Genomic DNA, 24,740 nt, shown 5'->3' on the forward strand with positions numbered 1-24,740 from the left:
GTCAGCGGCTGCGGCCACGGGGTGAAGCTCCTGAGGGTTGCTTCACCGGGATATGCAAGGGGTGTGCCGGAGTGGCCGGGGAGGGGCGCTACCGATTGGCGGTTGCCAACCGTCCCGCTCTTGGTAGGTGCCAACCTTGGTTGGCACGCCTGTCAGGCGTAAGCGTCCAACAACCCGCGCTGGCGGATCAGCTGCGACGCCGACACCGTGGTGTCGCCCAGTGACGGTTCTCCGTCACCACCGCGACCGCCGCCGGCCGTCTGGCTGCCCGGATTGCCGTCGCCGCTGTGCTGCTGGCCGACATCGGCATGGGCCAGCTGGAAGCCCTGCTCGCCGAGCAGTTCACGCAGGCGCGGGAGACTGCTTTCCAGCGCCTGGCGTACATCCACATGCGGGCTGCTGAAGCTGGCATGCACCTTGTCGCCGTTCATCTGCAGGCGCACGTCCACCGGACCCAGGTCTTCCGGGTTGAGGCGGATGTGGGCATGGCCGATCTTCTGGTCAGCCAGCCAGCCGATGCGCGCGCCGATGGCCTGGTCGAAACCATCGTCGCCCAGCACCGGCTTCGGTGTGGGTTCGCCATTGAAGACGGCATTGCTGGCCAGTGCGGCCTTCAGATCCTGCAGGGCGGCGGGCAGCGGGGGCTGCAGCGGCGCCGGCGGCGCGCGGTCGCCGATCTGCAGGCTGTCGCCATCCTCGGCCCGATCCAATGCCTTGCCACCCAGCACCAGCTCGGGCAACGGCAGGCCGCTGGCCTCAGCGTCGCCGGCAGCGGATGCCGATGCATTGGTGGCTGGCGCTGCCGCACCCTGTGCCGCGTTGGCGGCCACTGCGGCGGCCGACAGTGCCGGTGCAGCGGACGGCAGCGCTTCGGGATCGCTGGCGGTTGGCGGCGGCAGCGCCGGTGTCGGATCGACGCCGGTGGGCACGGCCAGCATCAGGCCGGCCAACCCCAGTGGTGGCCAGGGCGCGTCGTCCGCGCTGGCCGGCGCGTCCTTGTCATCGGCCGCTGCCGACGTTGCCGGTACAGCGGGTGTCGATGTCGTGGCGTCCGTGGCGGCGGCTTCGCCGTCGGCCGGTCGCGGCGTCGCCTTGCCCGGATTGCCATCGGAGGTTGACGTGGCGTTGGCCGGCTTCGCGGGGCTGCTGGCGGTGGCCGCCGCGCCGGTAGTGGCGGTCGACGCGCTGCCGCCCTGCAGCATCTGGCCGAAATCCTTGCCGGAATCATTGCTCGAGGTGCGCGTACTGCTGGCATTGCCGCTGCCGCCGGGCGTCGGTGCGCTGGCGTTGCTGCTCAGGGGGGAAGGCATCACGACCGGCCTCCCTGCTCGCCATCATCCTGGTCTTCGGTCTGTGCCAGGCGCGCGCGGCGTGCGCCGATGTCATCCATCTCGCGCTGGTCGCGGCGGTCGGTCACCACCTTTTCCTGCGCGCGGTAGCTGGCGGCCAGCTGTTCCAGCACCGCCTTGTCACGGCTGGCCAGGATCAGGCGCGCACGCTCCGCTTCCACTTTTTCGCGGTTGCCGTTGACGGTCTGCTGCTGCTGTTCCACCGCGCTGTCCAACCGGTCCAGGAAGGCGCGCCGGTTCAGCAGCTGCGCCGGGCTGGTCGCGGCCATCTGCGCGTCGGCCATCTGTTGCGAGGCATATTCCTCGGCGTAGCGACGCAGTTCGTCCAGGCGTGACAGATGGGTGTCGAGCACGGTCTGGCGCTCGGCCAGGTCGCGGGCGACCGCGTCTTCGTGTTCCTGGGCCCGCTTCAGCAGCGGATCAATGCGCTTGGACTGGATCATGTCAGCCTCTCATTCTCTTGTTCCACCAGGCGCTGCAACGCCGCCTGGCTGTGCGGTAGATCTGCGGCCTTGGCCACGTCCTGGCCGAGGAATTCCATGATTTCCGGCCAGCGCTCAAGGGCTTCATCGGTCGCCGCGTCGTTGCCGCGCTGATAGGCGCCGATGGCGATCAGGTCGCGGTTGGCCGAGTAGGCCGAGACCAGCCGCTTCAGCTTGCGGATGCGCAGGCGCCACGGTTCGTCGGCGATTTCCGTGACCACGCGGCTGACCGACGATTCCACGTCGATCGCCGGGTACAGGCCGCTGTCGGCCACGCGGCGCGAGAGCAGGATGTGACCGTCAAGAATTGCGCGCGCGGCATCGGCGATCGGATCCTGCGGATCGTCGCCCTCGGTCAGCACGGTGTAGAAGGCGGTGATCGAACCGCGGCCCTTAGCGCCATTGCCTGCACGTTCGACCAGTGCCGGCAGCTTGGCGAACACCGAGGGCGGATAGCCGCGGGTGGTCGGCGGCTCGCCCACCGACAGACCAATCTCGCGCTGCGCCTGGGCGAAGCGGGTCAGCGAATCCATCAGCAGCAGGACGTTCAGGCCCTGGTCGCGGAACCACTCGGCGATGGCGGTGGCGCGGTAGGCACCATGCAGGCGGGCCAGCGGCGGACGGTCGGCCGGACTGGCCACCACCACGGCGCGGCGCAGGCCTTCCTCGCCGAGGGTGCTTTCAACGAAATCGCGCACTTCGCGGCCACGCTCACCGATCAGGCCGACCACGATCACGTCGGCGGCGGTGTAGCGGGTCATCATGCCCAGCAGCGTCGACTTGCCGACGCCGGAACCGGCGAACAGGCCGACACGCTGGCCACGGCCGATCGGCAGCAGTGCATTGATCGCGCGCACGCCCACGTCCAGCGGCTGGGTGATCGGTTCGCGTGCCAGCGGATTGATCGAGACGCCGGCCATGCCGACGTGGCCTTCCGCACGGATCGGGCCCTTGCCGTCCAACGGCACGCCATCGCTGTCGATGACGCGGCCGAGCAGGCCTTCGCCCACTTCCACGCCGCCACGCCGGGCCGATGGCACCACCCGCGCATTCGGCAGCAGGCCGTGCAGTTCGGCGCTGGGCATCAGGTAGGTGCGTTCGCCGGCGAAGCCAACCACTTCGGCATCGACCCAGCCGCCATCGACCACTTCCACCTTGCAGCTGGCGCCCAGCGGTGCTTCGCAGCCGACCGCTTCCAGGGTCAGGCCGACCGCCCGGCGCAACACGCCCTCGCGGATCAGCCCGCGGCCGTGCGCGGTGTCGACCTTCAGGCTGTCCAGGCGGTTGCCCAGGCGCAGATTGCGGGCAACGGCCCAGTCGGCCGGCGGCGACGGTGTCGCGGCGGTATCGGTGTTCATGCGATGGCTCCGGTCTGGCGGATCACGGCATCCAGGGCGCCGCGCAGGCGCGCTTCCAGCGTGCCGTCGATGCGCACCGCTTCAGCATGCACGCGCAGATCGCCACGGCTCAGGCTGGTGTCAGGAACAAGGCGCTGCTGCGGCGACAGGGTCAACAACGGGGCGAGGGCGGTGATGTCATCCGGATGCAGGCGCACTTCCACCTCACGGTTGCTGCCGCCGACGGCGTCAATCGCCTCGCCGACCAGTTGCCCCAGCAGTGCGGGGTCGGCCTCGTAGGCACGGCCGACCAGCGCACCGGCGATGCGTACCGCCAGTTCGCCGAGCGCGCCGACTACTTCATTTTCCAGGCGCGCCAGCGGCCGCCCGAAGTTGTCGAGGATGCCCTCGATCTGCGCGACCAGCCGGCGCACCTCGGCCTGGCCCTGGCTGAAACCATCGGCATGGCCATGGTCGAAACCTTCCTTCTCGGCGCTGTCCTGGATCGCCTGGATTTCTTCCAGAGTGGGCAGCTGCAGCGGCGGCTCCGGCTCATGCTCCGGGTCCGGCTCGGTGAGTTCGAAGGCATCGTCGTGGTCCAGCACCGGTTCGGGTTGGGCCAGCAGATCCGGGGCAAGCCAGCGCACGACGTTGCTCACAGCATCGCCTCCGCGCTGCCACCGATGGTGACGGTGCCCTCATCGGCCATGCGCTTGACGATGGCCAGGATCTCGCGCTGCGCCACTTCCACGTCGGACAGGCGCACCGGGCCGCGCGCTTCCATGTCTTCCAGCAGGATCTCGGCCGCGCGCTGGGACATGTTGCGGGTGATCTTGTCGCGCACCTTGATGTCGGCGCCGCGCAGGGCCAGGCCCAGTCGTTCGCCGCTGACTTCGCGCAGCACCAGCTGCATCTCGCGGTCGTCCAGGTCCACCAGGTCGTCGAACACGAACATCAGGTCCTGGATGCGGCCACTCAGCGGTGCGTCGATGCGTGCGATCTCGCCCAGGATCGCCTGGTCCTGGCCGCTGTCCATGAAGTTGAGGATGTTGGCCGCACACTGCACGCCGCCGATGTTGGACGACTTCAGGTTCTGGTTGCCGGCGAACTGGCGTTCCATGATCTCGTTGAGCTCGTTCAGCGCATTGGGCGGAATGCCGTCGAGGGTGGCGATGCGCAGCAGCACGTCCACACGGGTGCGGTCGGGCAGCAGCTTCAGCGCGTCGGCGGCCTGGTCGGTTTCCAGGTGGGCCATCACGATCGCGATGATCTGCGGGTGCTCGTTGCGCACCAGATCGGCCACCGCACGCGGGTCCATCCACTTCAGTGCGTCCAGGCCGGTGGTATTGCGGCCCAGCAGGATGCGGTCGATCAGGTTGCCGGCCTTCTCGCTGCCCAGCGCCTGCACCAGCATGTTGCGGATGTAGTCGTCCGAGCCCACGCCCAGCGAGGTCTTCGAGCCCAGTTCCTGGCTGAACTGGTCCATCACCCGTTCCACCTGTTCGCGGGTGATGTCGGACATGGTGGCCATGGCGATGCCGATCTTCTGCACCTCCTTCGGCTCCATGTGGCGCAGCACTTCGGCCGCGTCCAGTTCACCCAGCGACAGCAGCAGGACGGCGGCGCGCTGCACGCCGGTCAGGGGAGCGACCTCAGTCATTGGCCACCCAGCCCTTGACCACCTGGGCCACGCGCTTGGAGTCGGTCTTCACGGCTTCACGCGCCATCCGCAGTCGTTCCTCATAAGAATCCACCGGCAGGGCCAATGCTTCCGGCCCGCCCAGGCTTGCCCGGTCGGCGCCCAGCGCCGGCAGCGGGGTGCCATCGTCATCGACCAGCTGCACGTCCGCGGTATGCGGCTCCAGCGCCAGTTCTTCGTTCTTGCGGTTCTGCCCGGTGATGCCGCGCAGTGCCGGGCGCAGCACGCCGAACAGCAGCGCCATCACCACCAGCGCACCCAGCAGCATGCGGCCGGCATCGTGCACCCACGGCAGTTCCCACCAGGCCGGGCCTTCCACCGGCGTGGTATCACGCACGAACGGGGCATTCATCACCGACACGGTGTCGCCGCGCTCGGCACTGAAGCCGACGGCCTGCTTGACCAGTGCCTCGACCCGGGTCAGTTCGGCCGCCGACAGCGGCTGCGGTGCAACCTTGCCGTTGACGCCGGCGCGCGGCACGTTGTCCACCAGTACCGCGACCGATACGCGCTTGATGCGGCCGGCCGGCTGACGGGTGTGCTGCAGGGTACGGTCCAGCTCGTAGTTGCGGGTCGCGTTCTTGCTGCTTTCGGTTGGCGCCTGCGCGGTCGCCGGTGCCGCGGCCTGGCCCGGCGGGCTGTTGCTGGTGGCACCCGGTACGCCCTGCGGGCCCGGCGTGCTGCTGCTGTTCTCGCTCATCTGCTCGCTGCGCAGCTTCTGCGGCTCGCCGTTGTAGAGCTCGCGCGCTTCTTCGGTCACCGAGAAGTCCATGTCCACGCTGACTTCCGGATTGACCCGGCCGGGGCCGGTCATCGGTTCCAGCAGTTCGCGGATGCGCTGGTTGAACGAGGTTTCCTGGCGGCGCACCTGTTCGAACTGGGCAGCGTTGACCGCCGCTTCGCTGTTCGGGTCACTGACGCTGAGCATGCGCCCGCTCTGGTCGACCACGGTGACGCGTTCCGGCGCCAGATCGGGAATGGCGGCAGCCACCATGTGCACGATCGCATCGACCTGGCTGCGTTCCAGCTGCTGGCCGCCGCGCAGTTCCAGGGTGACCGAGGCACTGGCCACGTCACGCTGGCGGGTGAACGCGCTGGGCTTGGGAATGGCCAGATGCACACGCGAGTCACGCACCGGGCGCAGCGTGTTGATGGTGCGCGACAGCTCGGTTTCCAGCGCGTGCTGGTAGCGCGCGCTTTCCACGAACTGGCTGACACCGAAACCCGGATCGCGCTCCATCAGCTCGAAGCCGAGCTTGCCGCTATCGGTCAGGCCCGAGCCCGCCAGTTTCAGGCGCGCATCGTGCAGGTTCTTTTCCGGCACGGTGATGCCACCGGTGGCCGGGTCCAGCTGGAACGGAATCTGTGCGGCACGCAGCAGGTCGGTCGCTTCAGCGGTGGCCTTCTGGTCCAGGCCGGTGTACAGCGGCACCATGCCCGGCTTCTGCGACCAGAAGAACACGAACAGGCCTGCCGCCACGGCCACGGCGATCATCGCCATCAGTCCGAGCCGACGGGTGATCTGCAGGCTTTGCAGCCGGTCGAACCACTGGCCCGCCTTTTCGGCGTTCAGGGATTCCTTGGAGAGCGACAGGGCCATGCGTTTCTATCCTTACAGCGGCATGTTCATCACGTCCTGGTAAGCCTGGACGAGACGGTTACGGACTTCCACGGTGGCGCGGAAGGCGATCTGGGACTGCTGCGAGGCGACCATCACCTTGGCCAGGTCGGCGCTGGGGTCGCCCATTTCGAAGGCTTTGGCGAGGGCGCCGGATTTCTGTTGCGCATCGTTGACGCCGGCAATCGCACCACGCAGGGTTTCGGTGAAGCTGGCAGGCTGGACCTGCGGCGCATCCAGCACCGTGCCCGGCAGGGCATTGCTACGCGGCGCTTCGGCCAGCGGGTTGAGCGCGGGCTGTCCCACCTGGGTCTGGTAGGAGCGGATCTGGGAAAGGATCGAAGTGACGGAGTGGGACATCTGCAACGGTTCCAGAAACAGGGATGGGGGTGTCTGCTGGAGCTAGTGCAAGTGCCGTGCCGAAATCGCTGATCGGTTCAGTGACGTGAGGGTTGGGGGGTGTTCGGCAGGGCTGCGCCCTGCACCTGCCGAAGCAACGGCAACGTCAACGTCAAAAACCTGCATTCCGTGGGATGGCGGGGTGGGTCCGGTTGCGGGGGACGCCGTGAATACGTCCCTGTAGGCTCGGTCGCGCCATCCATGGCGCTCACGCCCCCGCAACCGGACCCACCCCGCCTTCGACAGATCTCCGCGATGTGTCGGAATGGCGTTCCGTGCTGCTCGCGGGTGTCGACCTTGGTCGACACAGTAGATCCACGCCATGCGTGGATGGGGCGTTCCTGGGGATGTGTGACGCGTCATTTCACCGGCGTCGGTTTTTTGGCCTATGGCTGCAGGGGCCCGCGGCGGGAATTCTGGCGCTGGCGCGGCGCGATGGGGCCGTCGTGCTGGATGTAGAAGCGGCCCTGGCTGACGGTCAGGTAGGTCAGCAGCACTGCGTAGCGGGAGGGTCCGCGGGGTGGGCCTCGATCATCTTGATCTCGGCCATGTATGTAGCCAGGCGCGATCATGATTTAGGCGGGGTGCAAAAACACCGACGTAAGGTCGGTGTCAGCGCGATGCATAGTCATTGCATGTCAGCAAAACTGGGGGCCTGCTGATGAGTAAACTACTCATCGATCAACCCCAGCGCTTCGCCCAAGCTATCCACAAACTCCGCCTGCTCATTTGAATACTCTAATGCGATGCTCTTAAAGAGTGAGCACAAAGATGATCTGGAATCCAAGTCCATCATTCGCAATGTCGAAGCCAATTGTTCAAGCGCCTGCATTGCGGCATCTGGATGTAATGCGTCATCTCCCGAAAACTCAAGGAATACAGCAAGCTCAACAATGGCTCGCGCAACGTGCTTATTGATGTCGCGGCTCAAGAGTCACCTTCAAATGTTTTCAATTCCAAGCTCATCAAGAGTTTTCAAATGCTTCGGGGTCGGATCCCTTTCCTGCAGAAAGGGATCCAAGCCCAATTCGGGCCAGCGCCTGGTTGAGCCAGGTGCTACCAGGGATAGTTGAGATCGATCCCGAGCGAACGGTGTAGTTCCACCTTCCCGGATGAAAGAGGAAAGAACCCCTCTGATATCTCGTAAAGGCATGTGGGCCAGAAGTTGCTCTCGTTCGCCATTGAGGCGGCATCGCAGTGGCGGAACGCGGCCTCAAGTTCCATGAGAGTGGACTCCGCAAGGCAGCCGTTGGAGTTCAGTGCAGATTGGATTGCTGCCATGAACGAGGCATGGAAGGCTGCGAAGTTCTTCAGGTCTGAATTGCAGTACTGGAGCAAGGGCTCAGAGTCGACTGGAAGCAGTCCTACAGAGCCATCCTTGAGGTCCACGAAGAAGAGCCCGCCCAACACCTGTCCAAAGATTGCCAGGTTGCGATCATCAGCCTTGTATCGCTGGAGGCGCGAATGGAACATCGTATTGTTGTTGGGATAAGGCTCAAGGTGATCAGCTAGCTGCTGGGCTTCGAGTAGCAGGTCAGAGTGATCGATCTCCTCCTGGCTGATTGCCATGAGCTCAAGCGTTGGCGGTCTGATTGAATTCTCCATCCGGATAAGGCTACCGATATGTTTCGTAGGTGCCTTTAGGAGAAGTTGCAAACGCAGTTCTGCGGGTGGATCCCTCATCCACGCATGGCGTGGATCTACTGACGTCATACAGCGGCCCCACAAACACCAACGCCCGGGCAAGCCCAGGCGTTCGTGCCCCCTTCATGCTGGCAACGCGGGTCAGCTGGCCAGTTCGGCCGGCTCGCGTTCGATGCCGTACTTGCGCAGCTTTTCCACCAGGGTGGTGCGGCGCAGGCCGAGCAGCTGGGCGGCGTGGGCAACTACGCCCTGGGTGCGTTCCAGTGCTTCGTTGATCAGGCCCAGTTCGATGTTGGCCATGTGGTTGCGCAGGTCCAGGCCGTCGTCCGGCAACGCGGCGGGCGCTGCGGCGCGGTTGACGGCGATGCCGTGTTCGAGCGACGGCTGGTTGCCGCTGCCCGGGGTGTGGAACGAGAAGCTGCGCAGGTCCAGGCGCTCTTCGCTGGCGACCACCGGCGGCGCTGCGGCAACAGCGACAGCGGCCAGCGCGGCGTCGCCGCGATAACGTGCCGGCAGATCCTGTACGCGCACCGAGCCACCCGGGTGCAACACCGCAAGGCGTTCGACCAGATTGGTCAGCTCGCGCACGTTGCCTGGCCACTCATAAGCGGCCAGCGCCTGCAGCGCTTCCGGGGTGAAGCGCACTTCGCCACGGCCGGTACGCGCCAGCTGGGTGGCGATGGTTTCCACCAACGCCGGCAGGTCTTCGCGACGCTCGCGCAGCGCCGGCACGTCGATCGGGAACACGTTGAGGCGATAGAACAGATCCTCGCGGAACTTGCCATCGGCGATCCGGCTTTCCAGGTCGCGATGGGTCGCGGCGATCACCCGTACGTTGCAGCGGATGGTCTGGTTGCCGCCGACGCGCTCGAAGCTGCGTTCCTGCAGCACGCGCAGCAGCTTGACCTGCATCGGCAGGCTCATATCGCCGATCTCGTCGAGCAGCAGGGTGCCGCCCTCGGCCATTTCGAAACGGCCCTTGCGCGCCGTCAGTGCGCCGGTGAAGGCGCCTTTCTCGTGGCCGAACAGTTCGCTTTCCAGCAGTTCCGCCGGAATCGCGCCGCAGTTGATCGCCACGAACGGACCGTCGCGGCGTGGCGAGCGCTGGTGGATGCTGCGCGATACCACTTCCTTGCCGGTGCCCGATTCGCCCAGCACCAGCACGGTGGTGTCGAACGCGGCGACCTGTTCGATCATCGTGCGCAGTGCGCTGACCGCCGGACCATTGCCGGTCGGGCCCTGGTCCTGCACGGCACCGGCCTGGTGTTCGGCATCCAGGCGCTTGAGGCTGGCACGGCGCAGCAGGGCTTCCATCTGCGCATGGCGCAGCGGCGCTTCCAGCGGCCAGATGTTGGCTTCATGCAGGCCATGCCGGTGGGCGAACGCAGTGGCGTCACCGTCGGCCAGCAGCACCGGCGGCGGCAGGCTGCTGCCACCGAGCCAGGCGTACAGCGCGGTGCTGGCGGCACTGTCGTCCAGGTTGCCGACGATCACCGCCATCCAGTCATTCTGACGCTGGCGGGCCAGGTCGAAATCGGCGGCGTCGGAAACCCAGCGCGGGTTGAAGTCCATGAATTCCAGCAGGGCGACGGTGCGCTCGGCACGCACCGCATCGTTGTCCAGTACCAGGATGCGCGATTCGCTCACGACCGATCCTCCCTGAGGCCTTCCAGGATCGGCATGACTTCCTGGATGTAGGACAGCTTGCTGACGAAGTTGTCGGCGCCGGCGCGCAGCGCGTGTTCGCGGTGCTCGACGTCGTCGAAGTGGCTGGCAATCACGATGTACGGTGCATCGTCCTGCGACTTGATCAGGCGGGTGGCCTGCAGGCCGCCCATTTCCGGCATCGCCAGATCCATCAGCACCACCTGCGGGCGCAGGCTTTCCGAGCGTTCGATCGCTTCCAGGCCGTTGCCGGCGCTGCCGACGATCTGCAGCCAGTCGATCTTGCGGAAGTGGCGCATCGCCGCGTTGATGAAGCCCTCGTGGTCATCGACCAGCAGAACTGTGAGCTTGTTCATGTCCAACATCCTTTTCAGCCCACCCGGGCCAGCTGCGGTTGCCTGGCGTTGACCCGGCGCCGTTCGCGGGCCGGGGCGATATCCAGTTGTTCGCGGTATTTTGCGACGGTTCGACGGGCAATGTTCACCCCCTGGCGGGACAGCAGGCCAGCGATGGCCTCGTCGGCCAGCGGGCGACCGGCGGGCTCGGCGTCGATCAGGCGGCGGACCATGGCCTTGACCGCCTGGCCGGACACGCTGGCCCCTTCCAGGCGCACGGCGAAGAAGTGCTTGAGTTCGAAGGTGCCGCGCGGGGTCTGCAGGTACTTGCCGGTGGTGATGCGCGAAACGGTGGATTCGTGCATGCCGATTTCCTCGGCCACTTCCTTCAGGGTCAACGGTGCCATGGCTTCCTCGCCACGCACCAGGAAGGCCGCCTGGCGCTCGACGATCACCCGCGCGGTGCGCAGCAGGGTGTCGTAGCGCATCGACAGGCCGCGGCTGAACCAACGCGCCTCCTGCAGCATCTCGCGCAGCGCGGGGGCGGCGTCGCTGGTCTCGGCGAGGGCCTGTTCGTACTGGCTGTTGATCGACACCCGGCGGCTGGTGGCCGGGTTCAATGCCACCTTCCATTGTTCATCGGCGTGCCAGGCGACCACGTCGGGCACCACCACCGCATTGCGCTCGGGCAGCAGGCTGTCGCCCGGGCGCGGCTGCAGCGACAGGATGAGGCGAACGGCTTCGCGCACGTCCTCGATCTCGGCATCGTGCTGGCGGGCGAGGGCGGGGTAGTCGTGGGCGGCCAGGGCATCGAGCGCGCCGTCCAGAATGCGCGCGGCCAGATGACGGGCCGGCACCACGCCATGCAGGCTGCACAGCTGGGCCAGCAGCGATTCGCGCAGGTCCTGCGCGGCCATGCCGGCCGGCTCGCCCTGCAGCAGGTGCTGACGGATCGCTTCAACGCCGTTGGCATCGATGTCGAACTGCGCGCTGGCCAGCAGCTGCAGCTGTGCCAGCGGTGCCTGCAGATAGCCGGCATCGTCGCAGTGTTCCAGCCAGAAGGCGGCCACGGCCAGTTCGCGCTCGTCCAGGTCCAGCGCCAGGCGCTGCAGCACGCGCAGCTGGGGGTCGCTCGACTCGCCAGCGGCAATGCGCGCCATGCGGTCGTCGTCGCCGTCCTGCCAGTTGGCGCCGGACACATCCCACATCGAGGATTCGGGCAGCTCGTCGAACGCAGCCGTATCGAGCGTGGTGCTGGCTGCATCGGTGGCTTCAGCGGCGGGCGCTTCGGCGTCTTCGATTTCCAGCAGCGGATTGGATTCCAGCAGGCGCTGGATTTCCTGCTCCAGGTGCAGGCCGTCGAGCTGCAGCAGCCGGATCGACTGCAGCAACTGCGGGGTGAGGTGAAGCTGTTGACCCAGCTGGGTCGAAAGTGAAGCCTTCATCGTGATTCCCCGGCGCCGCTCCCCGACGCCTTGTGGAACACATCTTGCTTTTGATCCGGCAGGGGCGGAATCAGGGGGTTCCTGAGGGCGTTGGTGGTGCTCCCGACAGCACGTAAGGAAATTCCCTACACGAGCGCGGGATTTTGACGATTCCGGTCGATAACTCGTTGATTCGTGGTCGATCGCCGTGCTGCTCGCCCGCGCTCCTTGTACGGAATCCCGTCGGGGCACGTGTGGGTGACGGTATTTCGTCACCAGCCCCGTGGGCGGCACCACGGCGTTACCCGTGGCGCGCGGGCGTCATTCCAGCTCGTGCTGGTGGCGTGCAGCCAGCAGCAGCAGATCGTTGGCGCGGCGGCAGCCGAGTGATTCCATCATGCGTGCGCGATGGGTCTCCACCGTCTTGACGCTGATGCCAAGGTCGGCGGCGATTTCCTTGTTGCTCTCGCCCTTGCCGATGCGGCGAAGAATCTCGCGCTGGCGTGGCGACAGTGCGGCAATGCCGGTCGGCTTTTCGCGGCCGAGCATCGGCGCCAGCATCTTGGCCGAGATCTGCGGGCTCAGGAATACCTGGCCGGCATGCGCGGCACGCAGCGCCAGTTCCAGTTCCTGCGGCGCGGCATCCTTCACCACGAAACCGACGGCGCCGCGATCGAGTGCATCGCGCACGTGGGCGGCGTCATCATGCATGGTCATCATCACGATGCGCGTACCGGGTGCGCGCAGGTGGATGTCGCTCAGTGCTTCCAGGCCGGTACGGCCGGGCAGCGACAGGTCCATCAACACCACGTCCGGTGCGTGCTGCAGGGCCATCTGCAGCGCCTGTTCGGCATTGCTGGCCTCGGCGACGAGCTGCACGTCGGCAAACCCCTGCAGCAGCCGCGCCAGGCCGGCGCGAACCAGGGTGTGATCGTCGACGATGAGAACTCGCACAGGCACGCTGGAGGTTGGGGAGGGGGGTCCACCTTAACTTAGCTGAACGGGCACGCCAAGGGCTGTCCGTCCGCCTGCATGGTGGCAGATTTCAGCGTGCGCGGCGGGCCTCGGCCACCTGCCGGCGGTGCAGCCGGAACAGATGCCGTTCCATCGCCATTTCCAGGCCATCGCCGAGGCGATGGAAGCGCAGCCACAGATAGTGACCACCGCCGCCATCGGCTGCTTCGGCGATGACTTCCACCGGCAGGTCGATATGGTCGGGCAGCCAGTCGCTGGGTTGCAGGCGGACAACGCCGGCCTGGCCGGGCGTGCTGCCGCTGCGTGGGCCCAGCTGCAGGCGGATGCCACGGCGCGACCAGCGCACCGGACGCAGCGTTGGTTCCTGGCCCTGCTGGCGGATCAGGCGCCCGAGCAGGACCATGGTCAGGTCCACCTTGGCTTCCAGGCGCTGCAGCTGCAGGCTGGCTTCGCTGCGTTCTTCGTGCTCGTCGATGCGACTGTCTTCGACCAGCGCCAGGCTGCGCAGCAGGCCTTCGGCACTGCTGGTCCGGCCCACTGCACTGCCGGCCTGGAACTCGGCGGGAAGGGCCAGTTCGCAGCTGAGCGTTTCGTCGAACAGCTCGCTTTCGGCAGGGTGGTGCAGGGACGTGGTCGGCAGGACGGTCATGCCAGCGATTCTGCCTGCAGGTAGGCATGCGCGGCGCGAAGGGAGCGGCGGCCGTCCTGCATCTGCACCGATACGGCATCGCGGCGCTGGCGCAGCAGGCCAATCAGGCTCTGCTGGCGTTCCAGCAGCGCCGACAGCGGTGCGTGGTCGGCGCTGGTCAACGGTTGGCTCAGCAGGGCATGCAGGGTGCTGTCATGGCCGTCGAGCAGGCTGTCGGCCTGTTCGAATGCCTCTTCGTCGAGGGCCTTCTCGAAGGCATCCAGCTGCGCATTGAGCTCGAGCAGGCTCATGGCGCCACCGCCGCGGGACGGCGCTGTTCGTGCGGGATGGCATTCCAGGCACCGTCGATTTCGCCCAGCAGCTGCAGCGATTCGTCCAGTGCAGCGCGATCGTTGTGCAGGTTGGCCTCGGTCAGGCGCTGCAGCAGGTAGTCGTACAGGGCCGACAGGTTGCCGGCGATCTCGCCGCCGGCTTCATGGTCCAGCGAGCCGTTGAGGTGGGCGACGATCGCGCATGCTTCGCCGATCGCCTTGCCCTTGCCGGCCTGATCGCCTTGTTCGAGGGTGGCCTGGGCACGGCGTACGCGCTCCAGTGCGCCGGACAGCAGCAGCGCCACCAGTTTGTGCGGATCGGCATCGGCGACCGCACTGGTCACACCCACCTGGCGGTATTGCTCGGCGTACTGACGGCTGGAACCGTACATTCGTGATTCTCCCTTGCGCGGGGTGCCGGGGTGCGGTCGAAGGGACCGTTGATGCCGGCACTGCGATGATTGCTGTTGCGTCCGTTATCGGTGCGTACGGCGCCAAACTTGAGCGCCGTGCGTGTTTCCTCAGCGGTTCAACTGGGCCAGCTGCTGCTGCAGCGCGGTGTTGCTCTGCTGCAGCTTGCCCATCAGGCTGTCCAATGCCACGAACTGCTTCTTGTAACGGGCCTCGACACCGACCATGCGCGCGTCCAGGTCCTTGCGGCGCTTGTCGATGTTGTCCAGCGTGGTGTTCAGTCCCTTGGTGCGGGCGACGAAGGCGCCTTCCTTGCCGACCGTGGTGCTGACGTAGCCGTCCACCAGTGAATACAGCCGGCCGGCACCACCGGTATCGCCGGTGACCGCCTGGCGGATCTTCTCCGGCTGGGCGGCGAGGGCGGCGGCGAACTTGGTGCTGTCCAGCACCAGGGTGCCATCGGCGTTGGGGTAGCCACGGGTCTGCAGGCCCAGCGCCTTGGCGTCCAGCTGGTCGCCCGCCAGGTCCTTGAGCACGCCGGACATCGTCGAACGCAGCTGCGCGATCGCACCACGCATCTGTGCGTCGCCGGTCAGTGCGGCGGCTTCCTTGGTCTTCGGGTCGTACTTGGTTTCGGTGTTGATCGCCGCGACGGCCGCGTTGTAGGCGGTCACGAACTCCTGCATCACCTTGGTCGCGGCAGTGGTGTCGGTGCTGATGACCACCGTGCTCTTGCCCTGTTCCTTCAGGTTCAGGGTCAGGCCTGGCACGGCATCGGCCACGGTGTTGCTGGCACTCACTACTTCCACACCATCAATGGTCAGCAGCGCATCCTTGGCGGGGCTGTTTTCCTTCAGGCTGCCGACCAGCGCGCCCAGCTTCGGATCGCTGCCGGCGTACTCCAGCTTGATGGCGCTGGCTGCACCGGTCTTTTCCTGGGCGATGGACAGGTGCTGGTTGTCGCCGGAGCTGATCAGCGTGGCCTGCACGCCTTCCTTGCGGCCAGCGGCGTCGATCTTGTTGCGGACGGTGGTAAGCGTGTCGCCTTCCTCCACCTGCACGTTCATCGTCTTGGCCTTGTCACCCACGCCGACGGTCAGCGTCAAGGTTCCGGCACCGAAGGTGTCGGTCTTGGGCACCGAGGTGTCGGCGATCAGCTTGTGCGCCGATGCCAGGTTCTTCACCTCGATCAGATGGGTGCCGTTGGACGCGGCGGCCTTGCTGGTGCCCACGTCGTACAGCGCTACCGACGCGGTCAGCACATCGTTGGCGTTGTTGGGGCCGGCTTTGCCGGTGGCGGTGACGGTGCGGGTGTCGAAGGCGGTGGTGGCCTTCAAAGCGGTCAGTGCGGTCTTCAGCTTGTCGAAGGCCGAGGTGACCGTGCCGAGCGACGACAGCTGCATCTTGGTCTTGGACTGCTGCAGGTTCAGCGCATTGTCGGCCGGCTTGCGGTCCGCCGCGACCAGCTGGTTCACGATGCTGGAGATGTCCAGCCCTGAGCCAATGCCACCGTATCCAAAGTCTGCCACGTCGTTTCTCCTGGTATACGGGCCTGGCCGTCGTGCGGCGGCCCGTCGTCAACGAAAATAGCGGCCTGCGCCGCTGGGTCTTGAGGACTTCGTTGATGCATGCGCCGTGCCACTGGCCGCTGGGGCAGTTCTGGCACGCCGGTTGCAGGAGGTCTGGGGCAGGGTGCGGGTTGGTTCACCGCGGGCTGCCGGGGGTCTGTAAAAAACCCTCCCCCAATGCAGGGGAGGGATCAGGCTACTGACAATCGGGGGGAGACGAAGCCGCCCGGTACGTACAGTCAAAATGCACAACGCTGAAAGAGAGGTCCGCAGGGGCGGGCGATGCCAAGCCGGTTCGGGACGCTTCCCGGGCCGGGCATGGCCCGCATCTGTGTACGCCGTGGCTGTCGGGTTGCCGCTACCGTCGGTTCAATCCGACGGTAGCGGCGCCTTCTTGCCGTGGATCAGCGCAGCAGGCTGAGCACGCCCTGCGGCACCTGGTTGGCCTGGGCCAGCATGGCCGTACCGGCCTGCTGCAGGATCTGGGTGCGGGTCAGCTCAGCGGTTTCCTTGGCGAAATCGGTGTCCTTGATGCGGCTTCGCGACGCCGACAGGTTTTCCGACGAGGTCTGCAGGTTGGCCACCACCGAGGTGAAGCGGTTCTGGATCGCACCGAGGTCGGCGCGGGTGCTGTTGATCGCACCCAGGGCCTTGTCGACCACTTCCAGCGACTGCTGGGCGCCGAGCACGGTGCTCACGTCCAGCTTCTGCACGTTGGCCGAGGTATCGGTACCGGCGGTGTAGGCGCCAGCGGCTGCCGCGGTGCCCCAGGTCTTGCCGGTGGCGTCGTAGTCGCTGCGCATCAGGGCGATATCGGCAGCGGCAACGGCCTTGCCTTCCTTCACCGAGCTCAGCTTCAGCGTGCCGTCGGCATTGGCTTCGGCGTAGATGCCGGCCTCGCCGATCTTGGCGTTGATCGCAGTGGCGACGGCCTTGGAGGCGTCAGCGGTGGTGGCACCGGCCTTGACTTCAACCGTGCCGATGTCCACGCCCATCACGGTGCCGGAGAAGCGGGCGCCGTCGGTGCTGGCGGCCAGCGCAGCGGTCGCGCCGGTGGCGAAGGTCGAGGTGCCCAGCGAGCCAGCCTTGGCATCGATGGTCTTGTCGATGGCGATGGCCTGGCCGGCGTTGGCGCCGACTTGGAACAGCTGGCTGGAGAACGAACCGTCCAGCAGCTTGGTGCCGTTGAAGTCCGACTGCTTGGCGACGCGGTCGATTTCCGAGACCAGCTGGGTCACTTCGGCCTGCAGTGCCTTGCGGTCGCTGGCCGAGTTGGTGGCGTTGGAGGCCTGCACCGACAGCTCGCGGACGCGCTGCAGGTTGTTGCCGATTTCAGTCAGCGAACCTTCGGCGACCTGGGCCAGCGAGATACCGTCGTTGGCATTGCGGATGGCCACGTCGGTGCCGCGGATCTGCGTGCCGAAGCGCTCGGAGATGGCCAGGCCGGCCGCATCGTCCTTGGCGCTGTTGATGCGCGAACCGGAGGACAGGCGCTGGATGGTGGTAGCGAGCGAGCTGCCGCTGGTGCTCAGGTTGCGCTGAGCATTCAGGGACATGGTGTTGGTGTTGATGACTTGTGCCATGGTGCTTTTCCTTTGGCGAAGGTGGAACGTATTTCAGGATCCGGGCGCCGCGTCATGCGACGCCCGGAGGTCGATCAGATAGCGGATCAGCGCAGCAGGCTGAGCACGCCCTGCGGCACCTGGTTGGCCTGGGCCAGCATGGCCGTACCGGCCTGCTGCAGGATCTGGGTGCGGGTCAGCTCGGCGGTTTCCTTGGCGAAGTCGGTGTCCTTGATGCGGCTGCGCGACGCGGACAGGTTTTCCGACGAGGTCTGCAGGTTGGCAACGACCGAGGTGAAGCGGTTCTGGATCGCACCGAGGTCGGCGCGGGTGCTGTTGATCGCACCCAGGGCCTTGTCGACGATTTCCATGGCCTGCTGCGCACCCTTCACGGTGCTGACGTCCAGGTTGCTGGCGTACTTCGAAGCCGGTGCCGCCGCAGCGGTGGTGGCGGTGAAGGTCGGCGCGGTGGCGCCAGTCCAGGTGCCCGGGGTTGCGGTGATGGCCTTGAACGAACCGTCAGCGTTGGTGCTGTCCTTGACCGAGGTCAGGGTCACGCCGGTGGTGCCGTTCACTTCGGCATAGACGCCGGTTTCGCCGATCTTGGCGTTGATCGCAGTCACCAGTGCTTCGCGCGAGGCCTTACCGGTGGCAGCGGCGTCGGCGCCCTGCTTGACCGAGACGTCGGCGATGGCCACACCGTTGATCGACAGGCCCGTGGTGCTGAAATCAGCGTTGGTGCCCGGGTCGGCCAAGGCCAGTGCGTTGGTGTCGAACTTGGCGCCACCCAGGGCATTGGCCTTGGCATCGATGGTCTTGTCGATGGCAATCGCCTGACCGGCGTTGGCGCCGACCTGGAACAGCTGGCTGGAGAACGAACCGTCCAGCAGCTTGGTGCCGTTGAAGTCCGACTGCTTGGCGACGCGGTCGATTTCCGAGACCAGCTGGGTCACTTCGGCCTGCAGCGCCTTGCGGTCGCTGGCCGAGTTGGTGGCGTTGGAGGCCTGCACCGACAGCTCGCGGACGCGCTGCAGGTTGTTGCCGATTTCGGTCAGCGAACCTTCGGCGACCTGGGCCAGCGAAATGCCGTCGTTGGCATTGCGGATGGCCACGTCGGTACCGCGGATCTGCGTGCCGAAGCGCTCGGAGATGGCCAGGCCGGCCGCATCGTCCTTGGCACTGTTGATGCGCGAACCGGAGGACAGGCGCTGGATGGTGGTGGCCAGCGAGCTGCCGCTGGTGCTCAGGTTACGCTGAGCATTCAACGACATCGTGTTGGTGTTGATTACTTGTGCCATGAGGAGAGGTCCTTGAGCGGTTGCACGTGAGTTGGGTTAGACGCCCCCGACGTGCCCCGGGGGCGGCTCATGTCAGCGCTGCAACAGGCTGAGCACGTTCTGCGGTACCTGGTTGGCCTGGGCCAGCATGGCCGTACCGGCCTGCTGCAGGATCTGGGTGCGGGTCAGCTCGGCGGTTTCCTTGGCGAAGTCGGTATCGCGGATGCGGCTGCGCGATGCGGACAGGTTCTCCGAGGAGGTCTGCAGGTTGGCGACCACCGAGGTGAAGCGGTTCTGGATGGCGCCGAGGTCGGCGCGCACGCTGTTGACCGATTCGAGGGCCTTGTCGACGATCGACATCGCCTTCTGTGCGCCCTCGGCCGTGGTGACGTTCAGGTCCTTGACGAAGCTGGTCGTTGCGCCAGTCAGCGTGCCGCCGTTGGTGCTGGTCTCGGTCAGGCCCAGGCCGGCGATGGTGGCGGCGGTGACGCCGGCCGGCGGGGTGGCCGCGCTGACGCCCAGGGTGAAGGTCTGTCCGTCCTTGACCGACGCCAGGCTGACCACGCCGGCGTTGACGGAGGCGACCACGCCGGTTTCGCCCAGCTTGTTGTTGATCGCAGCAGCGGTGGCCGAGGTGATCGACTCGCCTGCCTTCACGGTGAAGTCGCTGACGGTGACCGTGGTGGCGGTGCCGCCCGGCGGGGTCACCGAGATCTGCAGACCGGAGTAGGTGGTATCGGCGGTGGCCTTGTCGACGGCCAGAGCGGTGCCGGTGTAGCCGTTGGCGAAGTTGGCCGCGCCCAGCGAATCGGCCTTGGCGTTGACCACGCTGTTGATGGCGATGGCCTGGCCGGCATTGGCGCCCACCTGGAACAGCTGGCTGGTGAACGAACCGTCCAGCAGCTTGGTGCCGTTGAAGTCGGCCTGCTTGGCGACGCGGTCGATCTCGCTGACCAGCTGGGTCACTTCAGCCTGCAGCGCCTTGCGGTCGCTGGCCGAGTTGGTGGCGTTGGAGGCCTGCACGCCCAGTTCGCGGATGCGCTGCAGGTTGTTGCCGACTTCGTTCAGCGAACCCTCGGCGACCTGGGCCAGCGAGATGCCGTCGTTGGCGTTGCGGATGGCCACGTCCAGACCACGGATCTGGGTGGTGAAGCGCTCGCTGATGGCCAGGCCGGCGGCGTCGTCTTTCGCGCTGTTGATGCGCAGGCCGGACGAGAGGCGCTGGATGGTGGTAGCGAGCGAGCTGCCGCTGGTGCTCAGGTTGCGCTGAGCGTTGAGCGACATCGTATTGGTGTTGATTACCTGTGCCATGGGGTCGTCTCCTCTTATGTGGAACCCGTTGGTGAATGAAACGAAGCGCCGCCTGATTTTTTTGTTTGGCTGTGTGCTTCGCCGTTGCCAAATGAATAACGGCGCTTTGTCAACAACCTTTAGCGGGGAATTTCGTTGCAGCCGAATTTCGTCGCTGAAAGCTGTTTTCCCGGGGATTTCCGCCGGCCCGGAAGGGGCGGGGTGAACCCTGGAAGGGGCGGCCAGTCATGCCCGCCCCACGCTGATGAAGGTATCGGCGCGGGGCGGCTGGGCTTGATGGGCGATCTCGGCACATCCGCCGGGCATGGCCCGGCGCTACCAGGGCCAACCTTTGGGTGGCGCCGGGCGGTGCCCGGCGAGCGCAGCGGTACATGACCGCGGAAACGAAAAAGGCCGCGATGCAGGGCATCGCGGCCTTGGGCTCCAACGCGGGCGCGTGGAATCAGCGGATCTTGTTGAACAGCGACATCGACTGCATCTGCGAGAACAGTGTCTGTGCCGCCTGCAATGCGGTGCTTTCCAGCTGGTACTGGCTCAACGCGTCGGCGTAGTCCAGGTCGCGCATCTGCGACAGCGTGGTCTTCAGCGTCACGCCATTGGCCTCACGCATTTCCGCCGCATTGTCCAGCGCCTTCAGCTGCGCACCGCCGGCAGCACGCGAATCGATCATCCGTTCCGCAGCACGGCCGACATCACGCAATGCGCTCTGCAGTTCGTTCTGCTGCGCGGCCATCTTCGCCGGCGTACCGGTATCGGCATCCAGCGCGGCGATCAGCTTGTCCATGGTGCCGAAGATGTCGCGACTGCTGGCCGCCTGCACGTTGAAGCTGTCACCTGTCGCTGGCGCGCCCGCGATCTGCAGGCGAACGCCGTTGATCTCCAGTTCGCTGCCGGCCTTGTAGGTGCCGGTGCTGGTCACGTTGCCGGCACCGTCGAGCACTTCGTACTGGTCGGCGGCAGTGAAGCGCACACTGAACGACTGCCCGTTCCAGCTGTCGCTGCCATCGCGGGTGATGTTGGTCAGCACGCCGTTGCCGGTGTTGCCTGCCGCTGCGCTGCCATCAACGAAGCCATCGCCGGTGGGAATGCGCAGGAAGATCTCGCTGCCGGGCAGGGCATCGCGCACGTAGGTGTCCGGGCCGACTTCCACCTGGCGCTGGGTCTGGTCGCCGCGATAGACAACTTTGCCGTCAATCTTGGCGAACGGCGGATCGCTGTCGTTGGTACCACCGAACACGTAGCGGCCGGTGCCATCGCTGCTGTTGGCCAGCGACAGCAAGCCCTCGCGGATCTGGTTCAACTCGGTGATCAGGGTCTTCTTGTCAGGCGCACTCAAGGCGGGATTGCTGGCCTGGATGGTCAGATCGTTGACGCGTGCCATCAGGTCGTTGACCTGGGCGAGGGTGTTTTCCTGCACACCCAGGCGGTTCTGCACGTTGTTGCCGTTGAGCTTCATGCGCTCCAGTGCGGCCAGGCTGCGGTCCAGGCCAACCGCGGCACCTGCGGCGACCGGATCGTCCTTGGCGCTGACGATCTTGCTGCCGGTGGCGATCTGCTGTTCCAGATGGCTGAGCTTGGCCTGCTTGGCCATCATCAGCGCGACCGACTGGCTGTACATCATTCCGGTGGAAATGCGGTTGCTCATCGGCGCACGGCTCCCAGGATGGTCTGGAACATGGAGTCGGCAGTGGAAATCAGCTGCGAGGCGGCCTGGTAGGCCTGCTGCAGGCGCAGCATGTCGGCCGCTTCCTCATCGAGGTTGACACCGGAGACTTCGTCACGTGCGGCCTGCGCCTGGTCGGCGATCACCTGCTGCGCCCCCAGTGAGTATTCCGCCGAACGCGCCGCCGCGCCGACCTGGGTGGTCAGCCCGCCCAATGCGCCGCCCAGTGTCACCGTGCCGGCGTTGAACGCCTTGGCCGATTCCACCTTGGACAGCTTGGTCGCGTTGCTGTTGTCCGACGAGCCGGCCGGGGTCGGGGTGATGTTGAAGGTGTCGCCATTCTTAGGCACGCCATCGAGCACGAAGCTCCAGCCGTTGGCGCTGATGGTCTGGCCGGGCGTGTAGGTCTGCGGCGGGCCACCATCGATGGTGTAGGTGGTGGCAGAGGTGAACACGATTGCAGCCGGGTTGCGCAGGTTGGCGTTGGCTGAGTCGGTCACGGTCACGCCGCTCAGCTTGCCGGTACCGGTGTTGGCCAGTGCTGCCGCACCCTTGATCGCGGCCGCCGCGGCAATGCGCGAGGGATCGGTGATCGCCATCTCCAGGCTGCCGGCCACGCCGGCTGTCGGCTGCAGCAGGAAGCGGTCGTTGGCTGCCGGGGTACCGCCGACCACCAGCTTCACGCCGTTGATGACCAACGGGTCAGCGGCAGTACCGGTGCCGGTCAGCGGCACGCTGGCGCCGGTGTCGGCGCGGCTGGCAGCCCAGTTGCTGCCATCGAACTTCAGCACGATGTTCTGCGCTTCCAGTTTGCCGAGATCGCCGTAGCTGGCGGTGATCGCGCCGGTGCCGGTGTTGCCGGCATTACCGGTGACACGCGGCGTGCCGATATTGAAGAAGTCGCCACCCATCTGGCCGTACAGGTCGACGCCCTGACGATGGGTGCTGTTGAACGTCTCGGCCAGGCCGACGGCCAGCTTGCCCAGTTCGGCCTGGGCCGGGGTCAGCACGGTGTCGCGGAACTCGAGCAGGCCGCCGATCTGGCCGCCCACGGCCTTCGGGTCCAGAGTGATGGTGCCGCCCTGGGTCTGCAGCGCCAGCTGCAGGCGCTCGGGCTGGTACGGGTCGGCCACTGTGGTGACCTTCGATGCCGTGGTGCCTACCACCAGCGCCTGGCCGCCGGCGGTGTAGACGTTCATGATGCCGCCGTCCTGGACCACCGCGGTGCCGCCGGTGTAGCCCACCAGCTGCGAGATCAGCTGATCGCGGCGATCGAGCAGGTCGGGCGCGGCGTTGGCGATGTTGGTTCCGATGGCACCGTTGATCTGCGCGATCTCCGACGCCAGCCGGTTGACCTCGGTGGCACCGGCCATCAACCCGTTGTTGACCTCGCCATTGAGGTTGTTCAGATGGGTGTTGAGCTGGCTGAAGCGGTTGGCCAGCGCCTTGCCACCATCCAGCATGTTCTGCCGGTCGGCGGTGCCGGCCGCGTTGGAGGACAGGCCGCTGACGGTGTCGAAGAAGTTCGACCAGACTCCGGCCACGTTGGTGGCCGCGTCGGAGAACAGGGCATTGACCCGGTCGGCCATGCCCGAAAGCTGCTTCAGGCGCGCCAGCTCACCGCTGCTGTCGAGCAGGCGCGAGATCGCCAGCTGGTCGGCCGCGCGGCGGATGTCGACGATGCGGGTGCCGTTGCCAACATCACCGTAGCCATAGTTCTGCGGGGTGGCGGTGGCGAAGTCGACCTTCTGCCGGCTGTAGCCGGGCGTGTTGAGGTTGGCCACGTTGTGGCTGGTGGTGGCCAACGCACGCTGGAAGGCGAGCAGGGCACTGGTACCGGTGGAAAGTACGCTGGACATGGGGTTCCTCAACGACGAGTGATACCCAGCGCCGCGGTTGCGGTGCTGGCGAAGGTCTGACCGATGCGTGAGCCGGCGTCGGCCACGGCGGCCACGGCGCGCTCGATGGTCGGGCCGCCGGCGATCGCGGCGATCTTGGCCGCGTAGCGCGGGTCGGTGGCGTAGCCGGCACGTTGCAGGCCGCGCGCGAAGCCCTGCACATCGGTGCCGGCCTGCAGTGCCTGCTGGTAGCGCGGGCTGGTCTTCAGCAGGCGCACGTAGTCGGCAAAGCTCTCCGCGGGCGAGGTGTAGGCGCGGAAGCTGGCGGTCTCATTGCGGCGCACGCCATCGACGTACTCATGGGTACCGGCGGTGGCGCTCTGGCCCTTCCAGCCGGTGGCCTTGATGCCGAACAGGTTGTGCGAGGTGCTGCCGTCGGCATGCTTGATCTGGCGCTTGCCCCAGCCGGTTTCCAGCGCTGCCTGCGCCACCAGGGCGCGGGCGTCCACGCCCAGTTCCTTGGCCGCGCTCTGCGCGTGCTGCCAGATACTGGCGACGAAGCCTTCGGGTGTGTGCGCGCCCAGCTGGGCGACGGCGGTGCGGGTGGCCAGCGCATCGGCCGGAGTGCCGCTGCTGCCGCGGTTGCTGGCGGTCGGCGCCCACTGGTCGCTGGCAGCGGCCCAATCGGCACTACCGATGGTGCCGGCATAGGGATCGTCGGTGCCCAGCGAACGGTGCATGCCGCTGCTTTCCCGGCCTGCAATCAGGTCCAGCGCCTGCTCCATCGGTGCGACCGAAGACTGCGCGCCCTCCTGCACACCGGCCGCCATCTGCTGCAGCATGCGCACGGCCTGGCCGGCATCCTGCAGCGGCAGCGACGGCGCCGCCGGCGCATTGAGCTGGTAGGCGCGGCTGGCCTTGGCCGGATCCACGCGGGTATCCAGCGCCGGGCCATCGGCCTGCGCACCGGACAACTGGCGGGTGATCATGCTCGACAGGCCCAGCCCCTTGCCGCGGGTCATCGCCTCGGCGATCTTCTGGTCGTACATCTCCCGGAACATCTTGTTTTCACCCGGGAACAGCGAATCGCCAAAGCTGGCATCACGCATGCTCTTGACCAGCATCTGCGCGAACTGGCCTTCAAGCTGGCGCGCGACCTTGTCGATCTTGGCCGGGTCGTTCTGCTGGGCTGGGCTCAGTTCGAATGCGGGAGTGATGCGCAT

The 24,740-nt window shown here is 66.4% G+C and carries 23 protein-coding genes; all 23 read right to left on the reverse strand.

The window, feature by feature from the left end; genetic code table 11:
* Window positions 1-152: 152 nt before the first annotated feature.
* Entirely contained in the window at window positions 153-1,310 is a 1,158-nt protein-coding gene (locus tag AC13GI_RS02535) for a flagellar hook-length control protein FliK (RefSeq protein WP_482995396.1), read from the reverse strand.
* Window positions 1,310-1,792 carry a flagellar export protein FliJ gene (fliJ, locus tag AC13GI_RS02540; RefSeq protein WP_089241011.1) on the reverse strand — a complete coding sequence of 161 codons (483 nt, stop codon included), beginning with the start codon at window positions 1,790-1,792 and terminating at the stop codon, window positions 1,310-1,312. The genes AC13GI_RS02535 and fliJ overlap by 1 nt, the downstream gene beginning before the upstream one ends.
* The gene (locus AC13GI_RS02545; RefSeq protein ID WP_099818396.1) at window positions 1,789-3,189 is read right to left on the reverse strand and encodes a FliI/YscN family ATPase; all 1,401 of its coding nucleotides are present in this window, start codon (window positions 3,187-3,189) and stop codon (window positions 1,789-1,791) included. Before AC13GI_RS02545 ends, fliJ begins: the two co-directional genes overlap by 4 nt.
* A complete protein-coding gene (locus AC13GI_RS02550; RefSeq protein ID WP_099818397.1) occupies window positions 3,186-3,827 on the reverse strand; it encodes a FliH/SctL family protein in 642 nt (213 codons plus the stop codon). The genes AC13GI_RS02545 and AC13GI_RS02550 overlap by 4 nt, the downstream gene beginning before the upstream one ends.
* On the reverse strand, window positions 3,824-4,810 hold the full coding sequence (gene fliG / locus AC13GI_RS02555; protein ID WP_099818764.1) for a flagellar motor switch protein FliG: 987 nt from the start codon (window positions 4,808-4,810) through the stop codon (window positions 3,824-3,826). Before fliG ends, AC13GI_RS02550 begins: the two co-directional genes overlap by 4 nt.
* 10 nt (window positions 4,811-4,820) lie before the next feature.
* A complete protein-coding gene (fliF, locus tag AC13GI_RS02560; protein WP_482995397.1) occupies window positions 4,821-6,467 on the reverse strand; it encodes a flagellar basal-body MS-ring/collar protein FliF in 1,647 nt (548 codons plus the stop codon).
* A gap of 12 nt (window positions 6,468-6,479) precedes the next feature.
* The gene (gene fliE / locus AC13GI_RS02565) at window positions 6,480-6,845 is read right to left on the reverse strand and encodes a flagellar hook-basal body complex protein FliE (protein ID WP_482995398.1); all 366 of its coding nucleotides are present in this window, start codon (window positions 6,843-6,845) and stop codon (window positions 6,480-6,482) included.
* Window positions 6,846-7,554: 709 nt separating this feature from the next.
* Window positions 7,555-7,815 (reverse strand): hypothetical protein, encoded by a 261-nt coding sequence (locus AC13GI_RS02570; protein WP_482995399.1) that lies wholly within the window; start codon window positions 7,813-7,815, stop codon window positions 7,555-7,557.
* A gap of 125 nt (window positions 7,816-7,940) precedes the next feature.
* On the reverse strand, window positions 7,941-8,453 hold the full coding sequence (locus tag AC13GI_RS02575; protein WP_482995400.1) for an SUKH-4 family immunity protein: 513 nt from the start codon (window positions 8,451-8,453) through the stop codon (window positions 7,941-7,943).
* Between the two features lie 216 nt (window positions 8,454-8,669).
* Window positions 8,670-10,175 carry a sigma-54 dependent transcriptional regulator gene (locus tag AC13GI_RS02580; RefSeq protein WP_482995401.1) on the reverse strand — a complete coding sequence of 502 codons (1,506 nt, stop codon included), beginning with the start codon at window positions 10,173-10,175 and terminating at the stop codon, window positions 8,670-8,672.
* The gene (locus AC13GI_RS02585; RefSeq protein ID WP_049460600.1) at window positions 10,172-10,549 is read right to left on the reverse strand and encodes a response regulator; all 378 of its coding nucleotides are present in this window, start codon (window positions 10,547-10,549) and stop codon (window positions 10,172-10,174) included. Before AC13GI_RS02585 ends, AC13GI_RS02580 begins: the two co-directional genes overlap by 4 nt.
* A gap of 14 nt (window positions 10,550-10,563) precedes the next feature.
* On the reverse strand, window positions 10,564-11,973 hold the full coding sequence (gene rpoN, locus AC13GI_RS02590) for an RNA polymerase factor sigma-54 (RefSeq protein ID WP_205404040.1): 1,410 nt from the start codon (window positions 11,971-11,973) through the stop codon (window positions 10,564-10,566).
* A 300-nt stretch (window positions 11,974-12,273) separates the two neighbouring features.
* A complete protein-coding gene (locus AC13GI_RS02595) occupies window positions 12,274-12,906 on the reverse strand; it encodes a response regulator (RefSeq protein WP_482995402.1) in 633 nt (210 codons plus the stop codon).
* A 91-nt stretch (window positions 12,907-12,997) separates the two neighbouring features.
* The gene (locus AC13GI_RS02600; RefSeq protein WP_025879003.1) at window positions 12,998-13,576 is read right to left on the reverse strand and encodes a PilZ domain-containing protein; all 579 of its coding nucleotides are present in this window, start codon (window positions 13,574-13,576) and stop codon (window positions 12,998-13,000) included.
* Complete coding sequence (locus tag AC13GI_RS02605; RefSeq protein ID WP_099818402.1) at window positions 13,573-13,866, reverse strand: hypothetical protein; 294 nt, start codon at window positions 13,864-13,866, stop codon at window positions 13,573-13,575. Before AC13GI_RS02605 ends, AC13GI_RS02600 begins: the two co-directional genes overlap by 4 nt.
* The gene (gene fliS / locus AC13GI_RS02610; RefSeq protein WP_089241027.1) at window positions 13,863-14,279 is read right to left on the reverse strand and encodes a flagellar export chaperone FliS; all 417 of its coding nucleotides are present in this window, start codon (window positions 14,277-14,279) and stop codon (window positions 13,863-13,865) included. The genes AC13GI_RS02605 and fliS overlap by 4 nt, the downstream gene beginning before the upstream one ends.
* Window positions 14,280-14,408: 129 nt before the next feature.
* Entirely contained in the window at window positions 14,409-15,827 is a 1,419-nt protein-coding gene (fliD, locus tag AC13GI_RS02615) for a flagellar filament capping protein FliD (RefSeq protein WP_482995403.1), read from the reverse strand.
* 443 nt (window positions 15,828-16,270) lie between these two features.
* Window positions 16,271-17,449 (reverse strand): flagellin, encoded by a 1,179-nt coding sequence (locus AC13GI_RS02620; protein WP_482995404.1) that lies wholly within the window; start codon window positions 17,447-17,449, stop codon window positions 16,271-16,273.
* An 86-nt stretch (window positions 17,450-17,535) separates the two neighbouring features.
* Window positions 17,536-18,726 carry a flagellin gene (locus AC13GI_RS02625; protein WP_482995405.1) on the reverse strand — a complete coding sequence of 397 codons (1,191 nt, stop codon included), beginning with the start codon at window positions 18,724-18,726 and terminating at the stop codon, window positions 17,536-17,538.
* Between the two features lie 72 nt (window positions 18,727-18,798).
* On the reverse strand, window positions 18,799-20,016 hold the full coding sequence (locus AC13GI_RS02630) for a flagellin (protein ID WP_099818404.1): 1,218 nt from the start codon (window positions 20,014-20,016) through the stop codon (window positions 18,799-18,801).
* 442 nt (window positions 20,017-20,458) lie between these two features.
* Entirely contained in the window at window positions 20,459-21,661 is a 1,203-nt protein-coding gene (flgL, locus tag AC13GI_RS02635) for a flagellar hook-associated protein FlgL (protein WP_482995406.1), read from the reverse strand.
* Window positions 21,658-23,538: a flagellar hook-associated protein FlgK gene (flgK, locus tag AC13GI_RS02640; RefSeq protein WP_482995407.1), complete on the reverse strand. Its 1,881-nt coding sequence runs from the start codon at window positions 23,536-23,538 to the stop codon at window positions 21,658-21,660. Before flgK ends, flgL begins: the two co-directional genes overlap by 4 nt.
* Window positions 23,539-23,546: 8 nt before the next feature.
* On the reverse strand, window positions 23,547-24,740 hold the full coding sequence (gene flgJ, locus AC13GI_RS02645; RefSeq protein ID WP_482995408.1) for a flagellar assembly peptidoglycan hydrolase FlgJ: 1,194 nt from the start codon (window positions 24,738-24,740) through the stop codon (window positions 23,547-23,549).

It is taken from the genome of Stenotrophomonas sp. 82F1, assembly GCF_056861525.1.

Coding starts and splice junctions, on each gene's coding strand:
- AC13GI_RS02625 (WP_482995405.1), bottom strand. CDS start 18,726: ATGGCACAAGTAATCAACACCAACACGATGTCGTTGAATGCTCAGCGT.
- flgJ (WP_482995408.1), bottom strand. CDS start 24,740: ATGCGCATCACTCCCGCATTCGAACTGAGCCCAGCCCAGCAGAACGAC.
- AC13GI_RS02535 (WP_482995396.1), bottom strand. CDS start 1,310: ATGCCTTCCCCCCTGAGCAGCAACGCCAGCGCACCGACGCCCGGCGGC.
- fliS (WP_089241027.1), bottom strand. CDS start 14,279: ATGTACGGTTCCAGCCGTCAGTACGCCGAGCAATACCGCCAGGTGGGT.
- flgK (WP_482995407.1), bottom strand. CDS start 23,538: ATGTCCAGCGTACTTTCCACCGGTACCAGTGCCCTGCTCGCCTTCCAG.
- rpoN (WP_205404040.1), bottom strand. CDS start 11,973: ATGAAGGCTTCACTTTCGACCCAGCTGGGTCAACAGCTTCACCTCACC.
- AC13GI_RS02585 (WP_049460600.1), bottom strand. CDS start 10,549: ATGAACAAGCTCACAGTTCTGCTGGTCGATGACCACGAGGGCTTCATC.
- fliE (WP_482995398.1), bottom strand. CDS start 6,845: ATGTCCCACTCCGTCACTTCGATCCTTTCCCAGATCCGCTCCTACCAG.
- AC13GI_RS02630 (WP_099818404.1), bottom strand. CDS start 20,016: ATGGCACAGGTAATCAACACCAATACGATGTCGCTCAACGCTCAGCGC.
- flgL (WP_482995406.1), bottom strand. CDS start 21,661: ATGAGCAACCGCATTTCCACCGGAATGATGTACAGCCAGTCGGTCGCG.
- AC13GI_RS02620 (WP_482995404.1), bottom strand. CDS start 17,449: ATGGCACAAGTCATCAACACCAACACCATGTCCCTGAATGCTCAGCGC.
- AC13GI_RS02575 (WP_482995400.1), bottom strand. CDS start 8,453: ATGGCAATCAGCCAGGAGGAGATCGATCACTCTGACCTGCTACTCGAA.
- fliJ (WP_089241011.1), bottom strand. CDS start 1,792: ATGATCCAGTCCAAGCGCATTGATCCGCTGCTGAAGCGGGCCCAGGAA.
- AC13GI_RS02600 (WP_025879003.1), bottom strand. CDS start 13,576: ATGACCGTCCTGCCGACCACGTCCCTGCACCACCCTGCCGAAAGCGAG.
- AC13GI_RS02605 (WP_099818402.1), bottom strand. CDS start 13,866: ATGAGCCTGCTCGAGCTCAATGCGCAGCTGGATGCCTTCGAGAAGGCC.
- fliF (WP_482995397.1), bottom strand. CDS start 6,467: ATGGCCCTGTCGCTCTCCAAGGAATCCCTGAACGCCGAAAAGGCGGGC.
- AC13GI_RS02545 (WP_099818396.1), bottom strand. CDS start 3,189: ATGAACACCGATACCGCCGCGACACCGTCGCCGCCGGCCGACTGGGCC.